Annotated in this window: 15 protein-coding genes, 2 tRNA genes and 1 pseudogene; 4 read left to right on the forward strand and 14 right to left on the reverse strand. The window is 63.3% G+C overall.

Features of this window, described 5'->3' with window-relative positions:
* Nucleotides 1-12: 12 nt before the first annotated feature.
* The 7 genes from dnaB to rnr form a co-directional block, all read right to left on the reverse strand.
* Nucleotides 13-1,413: a replicative DNA helicase gene (dnaB, locus tag VF673_RS07165; RefSeq protein ID WP_090536530.1), complete on the reverse strand. Its 1,401-nt coding sequence runs from the start codon at nucleotides 1,411-1,413 to the stop codon at nucleotides 13-15.
* 152 nt (nucleotides 1,414-1,565) lie between these two features.
* The gene (gene rplI / locus VF673_RS07170) at nucleotides 1,566-2,012 is read right to left on the reverse strand and encodes a 50S ribosomal protein L9 (protein WP_440291423.1); all 447 of its coding nucleotides are present in this window, start codon (nucleotides 2,010-2,012) and stop codon (nucleotides 1,566-1,568) included.
* A gap of 19 nt (nucleotides 2,013-2,031) precedes the next feature.
* On the reverse strand, nucleotides 2,032-2,940 hold the full coding sequence (locus VF673_RS07175; RefSeq protein ID WP_090536526.1) for a hypothetical protein: 909 nt from the start codon (nucleotides 2,938-2,940) through the stop codon (nucleotides 2,032-2,034).
* 40 nt (nucleotides 2,941-2,980) lie between these two features.
* Nucleotides 2,981-3,211: a 30S ribosomal protein S18 gene (gene rpsR, locus VF673_RS07180; RefSeq protein ID WP_090536524.1), complete on the reverse strand. Its 231-nt coding sequence runs from the start codon at nucleotides 3,209-3,211 to the stop codon at nucleotides 2,981-2,983.
* 40 nt (nucleotides 3,212-3,251) lie between these two features.
* Nucleotides 3,252-3,683, reverse strand: coding sequence for a 30S ribosomal protein S6 (gene rpsF, locus VF673_RS07185; protein ID WP_090536522.1), 432 nt, complete (start codon nucleotides 3,681-3,683; stop codon nucleotides 3,252-3,254).
* 193 nt (nucleotides 3,684-3,876) lie between these two features.
* Entirely contained in the window at nucleotides 3,877-4,620 is a 744-nt protein-coding gene (rlmB, locus tag VF673_RS07190) for a 23S rRNA (guanosine(2251)-2'-O)-methyltransferase RlmB (RefSeq protein ID WP_440291424.1), read from the reverse strand.
* A gap of 12 nt (nucleotides 4,621-4,632) precedes the next feature.
* Nucleotides 4,633-7,176, reverse strand: a complete 2,544-nt coding sequence (gene rnr, locus VF673_RS07195; RefSeq protein WP_440291425.1) for a ribonuclease R — start codon at nucleotides 7,174-7,176, stop codon at nucleotides 4,633-4,635.
* 180 nt (nucleotides 7,177-7,356) lie between these two features.
* On the opposite strand from rnr, the gene VF673_RS07200 reads away from it, so the two are divergent.
* The 3 genes from VF673_RS07200 (at nucleotide 7,357) to VF673_RS07210 (ending at nucleotide 9,443) form a co-directional block, all read left to right on the forward strand.
* Nucleotides 7,357-7,443: transfer RNA gene (locus tag VF673_RS07200), tRNA-Leu, on the forward strand.
* Between the two features lie 42 nt (nucleotides 7,444-7,485).
* Nucleotides 7,486-7,572 (forward strand) — tRNA-Leu (locus VF673_RS07205).
* 101 nt (nucleotides 7,573-7,673) lie between these two features.
* Nucleotides 7,674-9,443: an SLC13 family permease gene (locus tag VF673_RS07210; RefSeq protein WP_440291426.1), complete on the forward strand. Its 1,770-nt coding sequence runs from the start codon at nucleotides 7,674-7,676 to the stop codon at nucleotides 9,441-9,443.
* A gap of 10 nt (nucleotides 9,444-9,453) precedes the next feature.
* Here VF673_RS07210 and VF673_RS07215 read toward each other — a convergent pair whose 3' ends face one another.
* From VF673_RS07215 to VF673_RS07240, 6 genes are all read right to left on the reverse strand, one after another.
* Complete coding sequence (locus VF673_RS07215; protein ID WP_440291427.1) at nucleotides 9,454-10,542, reverse strand: CaiB/BaiF CoA transferase family protein; 1,089 nt, start codon at nucleotides 10,540-10,542, stop codon at nucleotides 9,454-9,456.
* Between the two features lie 16 nt (nucleotides 10,543-10,558).
* Nucleotides 10,559-12,184, reverse strand: coding sequence for a long-chain fatty acid--CoA ligase (locus tag VF673_RS07220; RefSeq protein ID WP_440291570.1), 1,626 nt, complete (start codon nucleotides 12,182-12,184; stop codon nucleotides 10,559-10,561).
* Between the two features lie 107 nt (nucleotides 12,185-12,291).
* Complete coding sequence (locus tag VF673_RS07225; RefSeq protein WP_440291428.1) at nucleotides 12,292-13,428, reverse strand: acyl-CoA dehydrogenase; 1,137 nt, start codon at nucleotides 13,426-13,428, stop codon at nucleotides 12,292-12,294.
* A gap of 10 nt (nucleotides 13,429-13,438) precedes the next feature.
* The gene (locus VF673_RS07230) at nucleotides 13,439-14,626 is read right to left on the reverse strand and encodes an acetyl-CoA C-acyltransferase (RefSeq protein ID WP_440291429.1); all 1,188 of its coding nucleotides are present in this window, start codon (nucleotides 14,624-14,626) and stop codon (nucleotides 13,439-13,441) included.
* Nucleotides 14,627-14,635: 9 nt separating this feature from the next.
* A complete protein-coding gene (locus tag VF673_RS07235; protein WP_440291430.1) occupies nucleotides 14,636-15,403 on the reverse strand; it encodes an SDR family NAD(P)-dependent oxidoreductase in 768 nt (255 codons plus the stop codon).
* A gap of 378 nt (nucleotides 15,404-15,781) precedes the next feature.
* Nucleotides 15,782-15,907, reverse strand: a complete 126-nt coding sequence (locus VF673_RS07240; RefSeq protein WP_440291431.1) for a hypothetical protein — start codon at nucleotides 15,905-15,907, stop codon at nucleotides 15,782-15,784.
* A 137-nt stretch (nucleotides 15,908-16,044) separates the two neighbouring features.
* On the opposite strand from VF673_RS07240, the pseudogene VF673_RS07245 reads away from it, so the two are divergent.
* A pseudogene (locus VF673_RS07245) lies at nucleotides 16,045-16,431 on the forward strand (AMP-binding enzyme); the annotation flags it as partial.
* Between the two features lie 40 nt (nucleotides 16,432-16,471).
* Here VF673_RS07245 and VF673_RS07250 read toward each other — a convergent pair.
* On the reverse strand, nucleotides 16,472-17,482 hold the full coding sequence (locus tag VF673_RS07250; RefSeq protein ID WP_440291432.1) for an AraC family transcriptional regulator: 1,011 nt from the start codon (nucleotides 17,480-17,482) through the stop codon (nucleotides 16,472-16,474).
* Nucleotides 17,483-17,506 lie beyond the last annotated feature (24 nt).

Raw genomic sequence — 17,506 nt, forward strand, 5'->3', positions numbered from 1 at the left:
AACGCCATGGGGTTATTCCTCTCCGCCCTGGTAGCTGCCAGGTGCGAGATTTTCAAATCGTGTGTACTTGCCGATGAAGGCCATGCGGCAGGTGCCGATGGGCCCGTTACGTTGCTTGCCGATGATCAGTTCGGCGATACCCTTGTCCTGGGTGTCGGGGTGGTAGACCTCGTCCCGGTAGACGAACATGATGACGTCCGCGTCCTGCTCGATCGCACCGGACTCGCGCAGGTCCGAGTTGATCGGACGCTTGTTCGGGCGTTGCTCCAGGGAGCGGTTGAGCTGGGACAGTGCCACCACAGGCACGTTGAATTCCTTGGCCAGCGCCTTGAGCGAGCGGGAGATCTCGGAAATCTCGTTGGTACGGTTCTCCGAGGAGGCGCCGCCGATGCGCATCAGCTGCAGGTAGTCGATCATGATCAGCGACAGGTCGCCGTGCTCGCGCACGACCCGGCGGGCCCGGGCGCGCATCTCCATCGGCGACAGGCCGGCGGTATCGTCAATGAACAGCTTGCGGTCGTTGAGCAGATTCACCGCCGAGGTCAGGCGCGGCCAGTCCTCGTCGTCCAGACGACCGGAACGCACCTTGGTCTGGTCGATCCGCCCCAGGGACGACAGCATACGCATGATCAGGGATTCGCCGGGCATCTCCAGGGAGAACACCAGCACCGCCTTGTCACTGCCCAGCACCGCGTTCTCCACCAGGTTCATGGCGAAGGTGGTCTTGCCCATGGAGGGGCGACCGGCGACGATGATCAGGTCCGCCGGCTGCAGGCCCGAGGTCATGTTGTCCAGGTCGGTAAAGCCGGTGGACAGCCCGGTAATGGAGCCTTCGCTGTTGAACAGGGTATCGATCCGGTCAATGGCCTTGGTCAGCAGGGTATTGACCGATTCGGGACCACCGCTCTTGGGTCGGCTCTCGGCGATGGCGAAGATCTTGCGCTCGGCCTCGTCCAGCACCTCGTTGGGCTGCATGCCCTTGGGATTGAAGGCCGTCTCGGTGATTTCCGTGCTGACGCTGATCAGTTGGCGCATGGTCGCGCGCTCGCGGATGATCTGTGCGTAGGCACCTATGTTGGCCGCCGACGGCGTGTTCTTGGCCAGCTGACCGAGGTAGGCCAGACCACCGACCTGGTCGATCAGCCCTTCGCGGTCCAGTTCCTCGGCCAGGGTGACCACGTCGAAGGGCTGGTTGCGTGCCGCCAGACCGACCAGCGCGCGGAAGATCAGGCGATGATCATGGCGGTAGAAGTCGGACTCGCTGACCAGCTCGGCGACCCTTTCCCAGGCAGCGTTGTCCAGCATGACCCCACCGAGGACCGCCTGTTCGGCTTCGATCGAATGCGGCGGGATTTTCAGAGCAGCAGTCTGGAGGTCCAACTCGGGGCGCTGGGCATAGATCTGATCAGTCATGGGCTCAAGCTCAGGGACAATTTGGCAGGCTGAAAACGACAACACGGCGCCTGTCGGAGACAGGCACCGTGTCCAAGTCTACCAGAGCCACCCGCCGACCCGCGACCACAGGTCGGGGCGGCGGACGGACTCCTGCTAAGGCGCTGTCGCGCTTAGCCGGCAACCACTACCACTTTGACGGTGGTTTCAACGTCGGTGTGCAGCTGCACAGCCACGTCGAACTCACCCACAGTGCGCAGCGGACCTTCCGGCAGACGTACTTCACTCTTCTCCAGCTCAACGCCAGCGGCGGTGACGGCATCAGCGATGTCGCGGGTACCGATGGAGCCGAACAGCTTGCCTTCCTCACCGGCGTTAGCGGCGATGGTGACGGTCAGATCAGCCAGCTTGGCTGCACGGGCTTCAGCCTCGGCAGTCTTCTCGGCAGCGATCTTTTCCAGCTCAGCGCGACGCGCTTCGAAGGCTTCGATGTTGGCGGCAGTGGCCGGAGTTGCCTTACCGAACGGCAACAGGAAATTGCGAGCATAGCCAGACTTCACGGCGACCTTGTCGCCCAGGCTGCCCAGATTCGCGATCTTTTCGAGCAGGATAACTTCCATTGCGATGACCTCTTTGAATTCAACCTTGGCTGTTCGGGTCGTCATCACCGCGCGGACCGGAGCGCCGCATGCGTGAGCGAAAATCGAACAGACTGTCTACAAATGCCAAAAACATAATCAGGGGGTAGGCGAAGCGCAAAAACAGAATCAGCACAACATAGATTCCGATCAGCCAGCCCCTACCCAGATTCCTTGCCCCTACAACACCATGCAGCAGTGCCAGCCCGGCGATCAGCAAGGGCACACTGGCTACCGGCGACAACATCGCCAGCGACGGCCACTGCGGCGCCAGGACCACCAGCACCAGCAATCCGATACTGGCCATGACCGGCAGTCGCAGCTGATGGAACTCCTGGCGAAAACCACCGGGGTTGTACAGCCCGGCCTGCCAGTACCGACCGATCATCAGACTGATCAGGGCCATCAGCATGTGCGTGGCGCCTAGCACACCGCCGAGCACGGGGATCATCAGCTGGTCGAGACGGGCCAGCAGCTGTGCCCGCTCCGTATCTTCCAGCTGGACGCCCATCTGCTCCAGCAGCTGCGGCAGCATCTCGCGAAAACTGCCGGCCAGCGCTTGCAGGGGTTCACCCAGCGCTCCCAGTAACAGCAGGGCGTAGAGCAATCCCAGAGGTACTGCCAGCAGCAGCACCCGAACCCACTCATTGTGCTGGCGCAGTATCAGCGCCAGCCCGGCGGTGCCGGTAATCACCAGCACGGGGGTCAGATCGCCGACTACCGCCCAGACCACTGCGGGCAGCAGACCCCAGGCAAGAATCGGTAACGCATCGGACAGGCCGCGACGCAGGATGACCAGCGCCAGGGCCGCCGCACTGAACCAGAACAGCAGAGGTATCGCCGCCGCTATGGCTACCGCGAGGGTGGCTTCCCTGCGGCCGCGCATGATGTATTCAGCCAGACCTCGCATACCGGTTCAGTATCCCCTGATTACAGGTTCAGACTGCTGCTCAGCGACCGTGGCTGTCGGTGTAGGGCAGCAGGGCCAGGTAGCGCGCACGCTTGATAGCGACGGCCAGCTGGCGCTGGTACTTGGCCTTTGTACCGGTGATACGGCTGGGTACGATCTTGCCGGTTTCGGTGATGTAGGCCTTCAGGGTGTTGAGATCCTTGTAATCGATCTCTTTAACGCCTTCAGCGGTAAAACGGCAGAACTTTCTGCGACGGAAAAAACGTGCCATGGCAGCGTCTCCTTTTTAACTGGAATGGGAACCGAAAAACTTACTCGTCGTCACCGTCGGTGTCGTCAGCGTCGTTGCTGTCGTCAGCCTCGTTGGCGCTGTCGTTCTCGTCGGAACGCTCGCGGCGCTCACGGCGCTCGCCACGACCGGAATCTTCCGGCTTGAGCATGTCGGACTGTTCGGTGATGGCTTCGTCACGGCGGATGACCAGGTTACGGATAACGGCATCGTTGTAACGGAAGTTTTCGGTCAGCTCTTCCAGTGCCTTGGCGCTGCACTCGACGTTGAGCATGATGTAGTGAGCTTTGTGGATCTTGTCGATCGGGTAAGCCAGTTGACGGCGGCCCCAGTCTTCCAGGCGGTGGATCTTGCCGCCGTCTTCTTCGATCAGCTTGGTGTAACGCTCAACCATGCCGCCGACCTGCTCACTCTGATCCGGATGAACCAGAAATACGATTTCGTAATGACGCATTAGGTGCTCCTTACGGGTTATAGCCAGCCACCCAAATGGTCTGGCAAGGAGTAGAACTTCAGTTTGGGGCGGCCATTCTAGAGAAGTGGCCCGGAACTGGCAAGGAAAAAGCGTGACTGCCGCCGGAAATCAGCCGTTCCTGCGGTAGCGGGTGCCCGCCTCGGAGACATGGCACCCGCACGGAAGGAGCCCGTCAGCGGGAGGCGCGCTGTCGCACCGCCTCGAACAGGCAGATACCGGCGGTAACCGAGACGTTGAGACTGCTCACCGCGCCGGCCATCGGCAGCTTGGCCAGATAGTCGCAGTGTTCGCGGGTCAGACGTCGCATGCCGGTACCTTCGGCGCCCATGACGATGACCGTAGGCACCGCCAGATCGATATCGTACAGCAGCTGCTCGGCCTCGCCGGCCGTACCCACGATCCAGAGACCGCGCTGCTGCAGCTGCTTGAGCGTGCGCGCCAGATTGGTCACAGCTACCAAGGGCACCGTTTCAGCGGCACCACAGGCGACCTTGCGCACGGTCGGCGTCAGGCTGGCGGACTTGTCCCGGGGAATGATCACCGCCTGCGCCCCGGCCGCATCGGCACTGCGCAGACAGGCGCCCAGGTTGTGCGGGTCGGTGACACCGTCGAGCACCAGCAGCAAAGGCACCCCATCGAACTTGTCCAGCAGATGCCCGAGCATTTCCTCGGACCACAGCTGGCTCGGGGAGACCCGGGCCACGACACCCTGATGCACGCCGCCATCGGCCAGCCGATCCAACTCCTCGGGCAGTACCCGATCAACCTCTACCGACTCGCTCGCGGCCAGCTCAAGTACCGCCTGGATGCGGGCATCCAAGCGACCACGCTGCACCAGCAGCTGCCGCACGCGCCGGGGCGCGCGTTCGAGCATGGCCTGCACAGCGTGCAGGCCGTATACGTGTTCGTCGCTCATTGATGATGTCGCTTATCTGTTACTGGTCTTGCGCTTGCGCGGTCCGGCGGAGGGGGTGTCACCACCCTTGCCGCCCTTGCGCGGGCCGCTGGACGTCTTGCGGCTGCCGGACCTGCCCTCTCTGGCCGTACCTTTATTGCTTCGACTGCCTTTGTCCCCGGCCTTGCGAGCCTCCCGGAGCAGTTTCTCGCGCACGGCACGACTGTTGTCGACGCGGTCTGCCTTGCCGTCGTCACTGGCCATCTCGAAGTCGATTTTGCGCTCATCGAGATCAACCCGTGCGACCTTCACGCGGATCGAGTCACCCAGACGGAATACCCGCCCGGCACGCTCGCCGGTCAGCGTGTGCTGTACGGCATCGAAGTCGTAGTAGTCCGCCGGCAGTGCAGTGATGTGCACCAGGCCCTCGACGTAGATGTCAGTCAGCTCGACGAACAGGCCGAAGCTGGTCACCGCGGTGACCAGGCCATCGAAACTCTCCCCGACCTTGTCCTGCATGAATTCGCACTTGAGCCAGCTGACCACGTCGCGACTGGCCTCATCGGCCCGGCGCTCGTTCTGCGAACATTGCTCGCCCAGACGCTCCAGCTCGGCAAGGTCGTAGGGATAGATAGCCGCCTTGGGCAGAGTGCCGGCGCCGGCACGGCGAACCAGATCGGTCTTGCGCCGAGAGCGGATCACCGAGCGGATGGCGCGGTGCACCAGCAGGTCCGGATAGCGCCGGATCGGCGAGGTGAAGTGCGTATAGGCCTCGTAGTTGAGACCGAAGTGCCCGGCGTTGTGCGGAGTGTATACCGCCTGACTCAGAGAGCGCAGCATCACGGTCTGGATCAGCTGGGCGTCGGGGCGATCCTGAACCCTGGCCAGCACCGCCGCATAGTCCTCGGGGGTCGGATCCCCCTTCTTGCGCGTCAGCGACAGCCCCATGGATCCGAGGAACTGGCGCAGGCGCTCGACCTTCTCCGGCTTGGGCCCATCATGCACCCGGTACAGCGCTGGAATGTCCAGTTCCTGCATGAAGCGTGCAGTGGCCACGTTGGCGCACAGCATGCATTCCTCGATGATCTTATGCGCATCGTTGCGCACCGTCGGCAGGATCTCGGTGATCTTGCGATCCTCACCGAACAGCATGCGTGTTTCGGTGGTTTCGAAGTCGATGGCGCCACGCCCCTGACGGGCCTTGGCCAGTGCCTTGTAGAGGTCATACAGATTCTTCAGGTGCGGCAGCACCTCGGCGTACTCCTCGTTCAGCGCCTTGGCCTCGCGGCTGCGCGGATGCTCCAGCATGGTCGAGACCTTGTTGTAGGTCAGCCGCGCATGGGAATGGATGACCGCTTCATAGAACTCGAAGTCGGTCAGCTCGCCGGTCTTGGAGATGGTCATTTCGCAGACCATGGCCAGACGGTCGACACCGGGCATCAGCGAACAGAGACCATTGGAAATGGCCTCCGGCAGCATGGGGATCACTTCACTGGGGAAATAGACCGAGGTGCCGCGCAGCTCGGCCTCGGCATCCAGCGCCGAGCCCAGGGGCACGTAATGGGAAACGTCGGCGATGGCCACGTAAAGCTTCCAGCCGCCGGCGAACAGCCGCCAGCCACTGGCCTTGCGCGGTTCGCAGTACACCGCATCGTCGAAGTCGCGGGCATCTTCACCGTCGATAGTCACCAGCGGCAGATGGCGCAGGTCGACGCGCTTGGCCTTGTCCTTCTCGGCCACCTGGTCGGACAGCTTCGCTGCCTCGTCGAGCACTTCCTGGGGCCAGACGCTGGGGATATCGTAGCTGCGCAGTGCAACCTCGATCTCCACACCCGGCGCCATGTAATCACCGACAACCTCGATCACCTCACCGGTGGCCTGACGGCTCATGGTCGGCCAGTGGGTGATGCGCACCTCGACATACTGGCCGGGCTTGGCACCACCGGCGCTGCCGGGGGCGATGACCACTTCCTGTTTGATGCGAGCGTTGTCCGCGGCGACGAAGCCGATGCCGCTTTCCTCGTAATAGCGCCCCACCAGAATCTCGTGGGCACGCTCGATGACTTCCACCACGGCACCTTCACGGCGACCGCGGCGGTCAACACCGGTGACCCGGCCGAGCACCCGGTCACCGTCGAATACCAGGCGCATCTGCGCCGGACCGAGAAACAGATCCTCGCTGCCGTCGTCCGGCACCAGGAAGCCGAAGCCGTCCCGGTGCCCCTGGACCCGACCGCTGATCAGATCGAGCTTGTCCACCGGCGCATAGGCGCCACGGCGGGTATAGATCAGCTGACCGTCGCGCTCCATGGCGCGCAGGCGCCGACGCAGGGCCTCGATGCTGTCTTCATCGTAGAGCCCGAATTCCTGCTGCAACTGGGCACGGGTCGCCGGCGCGCCACGCTCGGCCAGGAGGCGGAGAATGAGTTCGCGACTGGGGATGGGATTATCGTATTTCTCTGCTTCACGCTGGGCTGCCGGATCCAGTTCGGTCCAGCTGATCGGGTCGGCAGAGCTCGACTCGACAGCATTGCTCGGTGCGGGCACCGAGACTTGAGGTTTGGTCTTTTTCGTCATAGACGCCTATTGAACCGCGAAACGCGGTTTCTTGCACCAACTATTTCCCGACGGGAGAATTATTTTTGCAAACAGGGGTTTACAAGGTTTTGCCTGCTGCGTATCATTCGCGCCGTCAACAAGACATCGTTGCACCGCGGAACAGACAAGTTCAGCATAGCAGAGATGTCCGAAAGACATGCCCAGGTGGTGAAATTGGTAGACACGCTAGCTTCAGGTGCTAGTGGCTTCACGGCCGTGGAAGTTCGAGTCTTCTCCTGGGCACCAATTCAAGGCGACTGAACCTGTTCAGTCTCCACTGCAGTACCCGCCCAGGTGGTGAAATTGGTAGACACGCTAGCTTCAGGTGCTAGTGGCCTCACGGCCGTGGAAGTTCGAGTCTTCTCCTGGGCACCAATCTGAACAAAGCCGAGCTCATGCTCGGCTTTGTCATTTTTCCCTCCCCTATTGCGCAGAGAACAGGCTATCGTTAGCTGACGAGCTTGGGGGAAGCACGCATGACAATCGAAATTGCACTGGTACTGGGTATCGCCCTGGTGGCGGTCCTGTTGTTTGCCACGGAGAAACTGCGCATCGACGCCGTGGCCCTGCTGGTCCTGTCGGGGCTGGCCATTCTCGCACTGGTCAACCCGGAACAGGCACTGAGCGGCTTCAGCAACCAGGCGACCATCACCGTAGCGGCAATGTTCGTCCTTGCCGCCGGCCTGCAGAACAGCGGCGCGCTGTCGGGCATCGGTCGACTGCTGAGCCAGGCCAGATCGCCATTCCTGTTTCTGCTCACACTGTTCGGGGTACTCGCGGTAGTAGCCCCCTTCGTCAACAATACCGCGGTAGTGGCGGTATTCATGCCCATCGTCATGACCGCCACGGCCAGCATCGGCATGTCCGCCTCCAAGGCGCTGATCCCCCTCTCCTATGTATCCCAGATGGCGGGCGTCTGTACCCTGGTCGGCACCTCAACCAACCTGCTGGTCAATGCCATGGCCAAGGACCTGGGGCATCCCGGGTTCACCATGTTCGAATTCACCCCCCTGGGGGTCATCTGCTTCTTCGCCGGGTGTTTCTACCTGCTGACGCTGGGCCGCTGGCTGCTGCCGCGCACACGCGCTACCGAGCTGGTGGAGCATTACGAGCTGGGCAAGTACATCACCGAGCTGCGGGTCATGCCGGATTCCTCGCTGATCGGCAGCTCGGTGGGCGAGGCCAAGCTTGGCGAGGAGTTCGGCGTCTACGTACTGGAACTGATCCGCGGCGATGAGAAGGTCTGGTCGCCGCGCTCCCAGGTACTGGAGGAAGGCGACGTGCTGATCGCCCGGGGCGACTGGTCGAAACTCGATGAGCTGAAGAACCGGACAGGCCTGGAGATCAACTCCGAATTCCAGCTGCGTCAGCGCACCCTGGAGGAAGGCACCCAGCAGGTGCTGACCGAGGTCATGATAGCCCCGCGTTCACGATTGATCGGCGGCAGTCTGGGCGTGCTGGACCGACGCTGGCAGCATAACGCGACGGTCCTGGCGGTCCACCGGCGCGGCGAGGTTTTACGCAAGCAGCTCAAGGAGGTGCGCCTGAACGTAGGCGACGTGCTGCTGATGCTGATGCCCGAGAGCGAGATGCCGGCGCTGCGTCAGGATACCAACGTCATAGTGCTCAGCCAGCGAGATCACGACCGCCCCATGGGCTGGCGTGCCCCCTTCGCCCTGGCCACCATGATTCTGGTGATCGCCACCTCAGCCATCGGCTGGGCACCGATCTCCATCACCTCGCTCATCGGCGCAGTGGCAATGACGCTGGCGGGCTGTCTGGAGGCGGACGAGGTCTATGACGCCATCGACTGGCGCATTATCATCCTGCTGGCCGGCCTGCTGCCCCTGGGGGTAGCCATGAGCCAGAGCGGGGCCGCCGAGTTCGTGGTCGCCAACACCCTGGGGCTGGTCAGCGACTTCGGCCCGCTGGCGGTGCTGGCGGTGCTCTACCTCATGGCCCTGCTGCTCACCGAGTTCATGAGCAACGCCGCCGCTGCGGTCATCCTGACGCCTGTCGGCATGTCCACAGCCAAGCTGATGGGGGTCGACCCGACCCCCTTCCTCATCGCCGTCACCTTCGCCGCCTCCACCAGCTTCGCCACACCGGTGGGCTATCAGACCAACACCATGGTCTACAGCGCCGGCGGCTACCGCTTTGTCGATTTCATCAAGGTGGGGCTGCCGCTGAACCTGATCTTCTGGGTGCTGGGAATGATCTTCATCCCGATTTTCTGGCCGTTCTGAGCTGAACCGCTCAGGGCCGCTCACTCCAGATATCAGCGTCCGGGTCGAGCTGTACGCTGGGGCGTATACCTGACGCAGTGCGCGAAAAGCGCGGAGCAGGTGCACTGTGCAGAACACCATCGATCTGCTGGTAGGTTCCCCGTGATGCCATGTGGGGATGCAGTCGGGCTTCTTCCAGCTCCAGCACCGGTGCGAAGCAGGCGTCCGTCCCCTCCAGCAATGCGCACCACTCGTCCCGCGTACGCTGGGCAAACAGCTGCGCCCAGTGCTCGGCCTGCAATGTTTGCCCAGTCGCATCCTGCGCCTGCTGCTGCATCACCTCACCTGCCCCGGTGAGCGCCACCAGCTCAGCATAGAACCCCGGTTCCAGCGCTCCCACAGCAATCTGTCGACCGTCGGCACAACGGTAGCAACGGTACCAGGGCGCTGCGCCACCGAGCAGATTGCAGCCCTGACGCATATCGATGCGACCGCTGGGCAACAGACCACTGAAGAACGACATCAGTGACGCAGTACCATCGACGATGGCAGCATCAACCACCTGCCCCTGCCCCGAGCGTTCTCGCTCCAACAACGCAGCGAGAATGCCCACCGTCAGGAACATCGAGCCGCCACCGAAATCACCCACCAGATTCAGCGGTGGAATCGCCTCACCCTGCGCCGGGCCGATGGCTGCCAGCGCCCCGGTCAAGGCGATGTAGTTGATGTCGTGGCCGGCGGACCGGGCCAGAGGCCCGGTCTGTCCCCATCCGGTCATGCGGCCATAGACCAGCCGCGGGTTGAGCGCGCACAACTGGTCAGGACCCAGCCCGAGACGCTCCATCACCCCGGGACGATTGCCTTCAATCAGCACGTCGGCACGTTGAGCGAGTTCCAGACAGCGCTGGCGACCAGCCTCAGTGCGGATATCCAGGGTAATGACCGATCGTCCGCGATCGACCACGGGGTTAGGCCAACCGTTGCCCCCCGGGCGCTCAACGCGCAGGACATCCGCTCCCATATCCGCCAGTTGCATGGCGCAATGCGGGCCGGGACCGATGCCGGCGAACTCCAACACCCGCAGACCGGCCAACGGACCGCTGTTCATGCTCGCCGTCATCCCCCCTCCTCCGTCTCTACAGCTGCGCCTGAAGCCTGGAATCAGCCAGGTAGTTGTAATAGCGATCCCGCAGTACCTTCTTGTCGATCTTGCCGGTGGCAGTCAGGGGCACTTCATCAAGAATCATATCGTCGGGCATCCACCATTTGACGATCTTGTCTTCCAGGTGTGCCAGCATCATTTCCATGGTGACTGTTTCGCCCGGGTGGGTTTCCACTATCAATAAGGGTCTCTCTTCCCACTTGGGATGATAGACGCCTATCACCGCAGCGACTCGCACTCCGGGACAGGAAATGGCGGCATTTTCGACGTCGATGGAACTGACCCACTCACCGCCGGATTTGATCACATCCTTGGTACGGTCGGTGATACGCATGAAACCGTTTTCATCCAGAGTGGCGATATCGCCGGTATCGAACCAGCCCTCGGCATCCAGCGCACTGGTGTCGCTGCGGAAATAGCGCTCCACCGTCCACGGACCGCGCACCATCAAGGTACCGGCGCTCTTGCCATCGGCCGGCAGGGGTTCGCCCTTTTCATTCACCACCTTGAGTTCGATGCCGTATTGAAGGCGTCCTTGACGGCTCCAGATGACATCATTGACTGCGTCTTCTCCCAACTGGGCCAGTTTGGGCGTTGGGGTAGCCACCACACCCAGGGGGCTGGTTTCGGTCATGCCCCACAGCTGGCGAACAGCCACCCCGTATTTGGTCTGGAATTTCTCAGCCATGGCGCGGGGCACAGCGGAGCCGCCGATAATCAGATGGGTCAGCTTTCCGGCGTCTTCACCGGTACGCTCGAGGTGATCCAGATACATGGTCCAGATGGTCGGTACGCCCCCGGAGAAGGTCACCCCTTCGTTCTGGATCAGCTCCTGCAGGCTGGCGCCGTCCATCTTGTCGCAGGGCAGCACGAACTTGCAGCCATTGATCGCGGCTGCAAAGGGCACCCCCCAGGCCGTGCCGTGGTACAGGGAAGAACAGGGCATGATGCAATCAAAGGCGGAGAAGTTGAACGCGCTGTTGAGGCCCGCGGCCAGCGCATGCAGCACTATTGAGCGATGGCTGTAGAGAACGCCCTTGGGGTTGCCGGTGGTACCCGAGGTGTAACACAGGATGGCGCCGGCATTCTCATCGAAGCTCGGCCACTGATCGAAGGACTCTTCCTGGGCCAGCAGCTGCTCGTAACCCAGCAGGTTCACGCCGGGCATGTCCGGCAGGTCCGCGTCGGCAAGCATGATGAAATGGCGGATATTGGTCAGCCGGGGCAACAGGCGCTGCACCAGATCGGCGAAGTTGCGCTCGAACAGCAGCACACTGCTGCCCGCATGGTTCAAGGTATAGGCGATCTGCTCGTCCGACAGGCGCGGGTTGCCGGTATGCAGTACAGCGCCGATGCCGGGCACCGCGAAGAACAGCTCATAGTGCCTGTGGGTGTTCCAGGCCAGGGTCGAGACGAAATCCCCCGGGCCGACTCCCAGCCGTTTGATCATGTTGGCTGCGCGCCCTGCCCGCTCGGCGAGGCCGGCATAGTCGTACCGCCACAGCGGCTCGTCTACCAGTCGGGAGACGATCTCCCGGTCGCCATGGGCGGTAGCGGCATGTTGCAGGATGCTGCTGATCATCAGGGGGAATTGCTGCATGCTGCCAGCTTGAAAATTCTGCATTGTTCTGTTCCTTGTTTTTGTTATCGGACTGCTTGGCAGCAGCATTCACCGCTGCCTTGATTAACTGTTACCGGACCGGGGGATCACTGCCCTCCCAGGTTACGGGCAATCACCAGCCGCTGGATATCGCTGGTACCCTCGTAGATCTGACACACCCGCACATCGCGATAGATGCGCTCCAATGGGAAGTCCTTCAGATAGCCATAGCCGCCCAGGGTCTGGATTGCCGCCGAGCACACCTTTTCCGCCATTTCCGAGGCGAACAGCTTGGCCATCGACGCCTCGACCAGCGCCGGCTGGCCGGCGTCACGCAGGGCGGCGGCGTGGTGCACCATCTGCCGGGCCACGGCGATCTGCGTGGCCATGTCGGCCAGGCGGAAGGCCACCGCCTGGTGCTCGGTCAGGGTCTTGCCGAAGGCCTGGCGTTCGTTGGCATAATCGCGCGCCGCCTCGAACGCCGCCCGCGCCATGCCCACCGCCTGGGCGGCGATACCGATGCGGCCCCCTTCCAGGTTGGCCAGGGCGATACGATACCCCTCGCCCTCCTCACCCAGACGGTTGGCCAGCGGCAGGCGCAGGCCATCGAAGGCGATCTGGCAAGTATCCGAGGCGTGCTGGCCGAGCTTGTCCTCGACCCGTACCACCTGATAGCCGGGGCTGTCGGTGGGGACGATAAAGGCACTGATGCCCCGCTTGCCGGCATCCGGGTCAGTCACCGCGAACACGATCACGGTGCCGGCATGACTGCCGGAGGTGATGAATTGCTTGGCGCCATCCAGCACATAACCGTCGCCGTCGCGGCGCGCGCGGGTGCGCAGCGAACCGGCGTCGGAGCCGGCATGCGGCTCGGTCAGGGCGAAGGCGCCGATCTGCTCGCCGCTGGCCAGCGGTGGCAGGAAACGCTGCTTCTGCTCATCACTGCCAAAGCGCAGGATGGGCGCACAGCCCACCGAGTTGTGCACACTCATGATGGTCGAGCAGGCACCATCGCCGGCAGCGATCTCCTCCAACGCCAGGGCATAGGTCAGGTAGCCGGTATCGCAACCGCCCCACTGCTCCGGCACCAGCATGCCGAGAAAGCCCAGCCGGCCCATTTCCGCCAGCGCCTCGGCGGGAAAGCGGTGCTCGCGGTCCCAGTCGGCGGCAAACGGCAACAGCCGCTCCCGGGCGAACTGGCGTGCTACCCCGGCGATCTCGCGTTGCTCATCGGTCAACAGCATTTGCGCCTCCTCAGTCGATCAGTTCGATGGCCATGGCCGTGGCTTCACCACCGCCGATGCAGATGGCCGCCATCCCGCGGCGCAGGCCACGCGCCCGCAGTGCCGCCAGCAGGGTGACCAGGATGCGCGCGCCCGAGGCGCCGATCGGATGGCCCAGAGCGCAGGCACCGCCATGCACGTTGACCTTTGCCGGGTCCAGCCCCAGCTCCCGCACCGCGATCATGCTGACCACGGCAAAGGCCTCGTTGATCTCGAACAGATCGACCTCATCCAGCGACCAGCCAGTGCGTTCCTGCAGTTTGCGGATGGCGCCGATAGGGGCAACCGGAAACAGGCCTGGCTCGTCGGCAAAGGCCGCATGACCACGAATCGCTGCCAGCGGCTTGAGCCCCCGGCGCAGCGCCTCGGACTGGCGCATCAGCAACAATGCTGCGGCACCATCGGAAATAGAACTGGAATTGGCCGCCGTCACTGTGCCACCGTCACGGAAGGCCGGCTTCAGGCTGGGGATACGGCTCGGATCGACCTTCAGCGGCGTCTCATCCACCTGCATCTGTACCACCCGCCGCCCGACCTGGGCGCTGATCGGTGTCAGTTCCTCCGCGAACAGCCCCTGCTCGATGGCCGCCTGCGCCCGCTGCACCGATTGCAGCGCCCAGGCATCCTGCTCTTCACGGGTAAAACCATGCTGCTGGGCGCAATCCTCGGCGAAGGTGCCCATCAAACGACCCTTGTCATAGGCATCCTCAAGCCCATCAAGGAACATGTGATCAAGCAGACGCCCATGCCCCATGCGCAACCCCTGACGGGCACCATCGAGCAGATAGGGTGCGTTGGACATGCTCTCCATGCCACCGGCCACCACCACATCGACACTGCCGGCCAGCAGTCGGTCATGGGCGATGATCGCCGCCTGCATGCCAGAACCGCACATTTTGTTCAGGGTGGTGCACACCGTGGACTTGGCCAGCCCGACCGCCAACGCCGCCTGGCGCGCCGGTGCCTGACCGAGGCCGGCGGGCAGCACACAACCCATCAGCACTTCCTGCACCGCCTCGGCGGCCAGACCACTGCGCTCGACCGCAGCGCGAATCGCCGCCGCCCCCAGTTGCGGCGCGGGTATCCCGGCCAGCTCACCCTGCAGCGCCCCCATCGGGGTACGGGCACTGCCTGTGATTACAATTGGATCCTGTTGCATATCGCCTCCTCAGCGCGCCGCCATGCGCAGCGCGCCATCCAGACGGATCACTTCGCCATTGAGCATGGGGTTTTCGATGATATGGCGCACCAGCGCCGCGTATTCAGCCGGCAAGCCCAGGCGCGGCGGGAAAGGCACATCCCGGGCCAGCGAGTCACGCACCTCCTGAGTCATGCCCGCCATCATCGGCGTCTCGAAGATCCCGGGGGCTATGGTCATCACCCGGATGCCATGGCGCGCCATCTCGCGTGCCGCCGGCAGGGTCATGCTGACCACGCCGCCCTTGGAGGCGGCGTAGGCGGCCTGGCCGATCTGCCCGTCGTAGGCGGCCACCGAGGCGGTATTGATGATCACGCCGCGCTCGCCCTGCCCATTTGGCTCGCCTGCCGCCATCACCTCGGCCACCAGCCGCAGCATGTTGAAGCTGCCGAGCAGGTTGATGCGCAGCGCCCGGTCGAAGCTGGCCAGACCGTGCGGACCGTTACGACCCAGGATCTTCTCCCCGGGAGCGATGCCGGCGCAGTTGACCAGCCCGTGAAGACTGCCGACATCCCGCCGGGCCGCCGCTACCGCTTCAGCGGCCTGCTGTTCATCGGCAATATCGGCGACATAGGCCCGGGCACGATCGCCCAGTTGCTCGACCTGCTGTTGCAGGGCATCACCATTGAGATCGACCAGCGCCACCCTGGCCCCGGCCTCGATCAGCATGGCAGCGGCCGCCGCGCCCAGGCCCGAGGCACCACCGGTGATCATGAAAGTGTTGTCGTTCAGCTGCATGAAAGCTCCTGGCTCGGGCCAGCGCACGGCCCGTCAGATTGTTATGCAACCATTCTGGTATCCGGCCGCCGGGCCGGGCAATGGCCGTTTGTTTCAACCTGCCTGACTGTTTTGGACACTGTTGTTATCGGATAGGGATGCCGCTCCGGATGACGGAGCGGCCAGGCATCACCGGATGAAAATCTGTGGCGTGGTGGTCGACATATCCTCACCCGGCAGGGTGATGCTGCCGACTTTCTTCAGGGTCTCGGTCTGGCCGGCCTCCAGTCGGCATCGATCTGCAGCTGCTGCAGGTTGTGCTCGACAATATTCAGTTTGATACCCATGGGACCACCTCGCTGAGTCTGTTGATTCCGTTTACATCGGAGCCGCCCGACCTCATGGGATCGGCGGTATCACCCAGCGCTGAACGCCGACAATCATCTGGCCTTCACCGGTCACGACCTGGCCACTCTGCTCAACTGTCGCCAGCACTTTCAGGTTGCCGAGGTTGTTGGCCATCATCGGGCGTTCGGGGTTGGGACCCGCATCACCCGGTAAGGCGTCTTGCCATCCTCACCGATGCCCCAGGCCTCGGCATCCAAACGGCCCTCGCCCAACTGCGGCGTGCCATTACGTCGCCCTGCGACAAAGCGCTGGGCGGCTACTACCGTACCGGCGATGTCGCCGTCCGGGGCGAGGCCGGGTACTTCACCTATATCGGCCGCAGCGATGACGTCTTCGAATCCTCGGGTTATCGCATCAGCCCCTTCAAACTGGAAAGCGTGCTGATCGAACACAAGGCATTCGTCATCCTGCGCCAGGGCCATACCCCGAGCCCGGAGCTGGCCCGCCACATCATCGAGTTCGCTCGTCAGCAACTGGCGCCCTACAAACGTGTGCGGCGAATCGAGTTCAGTGACCTGCCGAAAACCATTTCGGGCAAGATCCGCCGGTTGGAGCTGCAGGCACAGGAACAGGCCCGTGCGCCCGGTTCCCGTGGCGAGCTGGAGTTCTGGGAGGAGGATTTCAGCCATGATTCGGCCTGAGGGACCCGGGCTGGCACATCATCGGCGGATCCCGGCCCGCTCAATCGTCGCCAAGGATCAGCTGACGGTAGTGGCCGGGGTTGGTACCGGTCCATTTGCGGAAGGCCTTGTAGAACGAGCTGACATCGGCAAAGCCGAGCCGTTCGGCGATATCCGCATAGCTGATCGCCGGATCGGCCAGCCAGCGGGTAGCCTGCTCCTCGCGCAGGCTGTCCTTGATCGCCTGGTACTGGACCCCTTCGGCTGCCAGTCGGCGACGCAGGGTCGACGGCGACATGCACAGCGATTGCGCCAGCGCATCGCTGGTTGGCCAGTCGATCGCCGGCAGCGCGCGCAGGGCGTTCTTGACCTGGCTGGCCAGGCTGTTGGCATCCCGGTAGCGCACCAGGATATTGGCCGGGGCGTGGCTGAGGAAGCAGCGCAGTTCGTCCTTGCTGCGCCGGACCGGCAGGTCCAGCGCCTCGGCGGCGAAAATGACCCGGGTGGAGGCCTGGCCGAAGCGCAGGTTGTCGGAAAACATCACCCGGTAATCGTCGACGTAACCCGGCTCCTGGCAACGCAACTCGACCGCCAGCAGTGGGATGCGCCGGCCGGCCAGCCAGCAGGCCAGCCCATGCACGATCATCCAGTAGGTGAAATAGGCAAAGGGCCGCTGCGGCGGCTGCGTGCCCTCCTGCAGAACGATTTCCGCCAGGCTCCGGCTCCGGGCCAGGCGGCCCTTGAAGTTGCCGAGCATCAGGCCGAGGAAGTTGAGGGTATGGATCAGCGCCTGCTCCACCGTCGGCTGGTTGATCCCGGTGCGACACAGGAAGTTGAAACTGCCGAGCCGCAGCGGGCGCGGGTCCATGGCGAAGAACTCATCGTCATAGGTAGCGGCCAGGCGCAGCCAGACCACACTGTACAGCTCGACCGGCACCCGCTGGCCCGGCTCATCCAGCGGCACGCCGGGAAAGCCGAGGCTGTCCAGCAGGGCTCCAGCGTCCAGCCCGGGACGGGTGAAGCCCCGCAGGGCTTCCTTCAGAAGGCAAGCCGAGATCGTGTCTTTGTGCATTATCGCCATAGCGCCTCCCCCTGC

Source organism: Halopseudomonas sp. Lyrl_26 (assembly GCF_051948695.1).
Classification (GTDB): Bacteria; Pseudomonadota; Gammaproteobacteria; order Pseudomonadales; family Pseudomonadaceae; genus Halopseudomonas; species Halopseudomonas formosensis.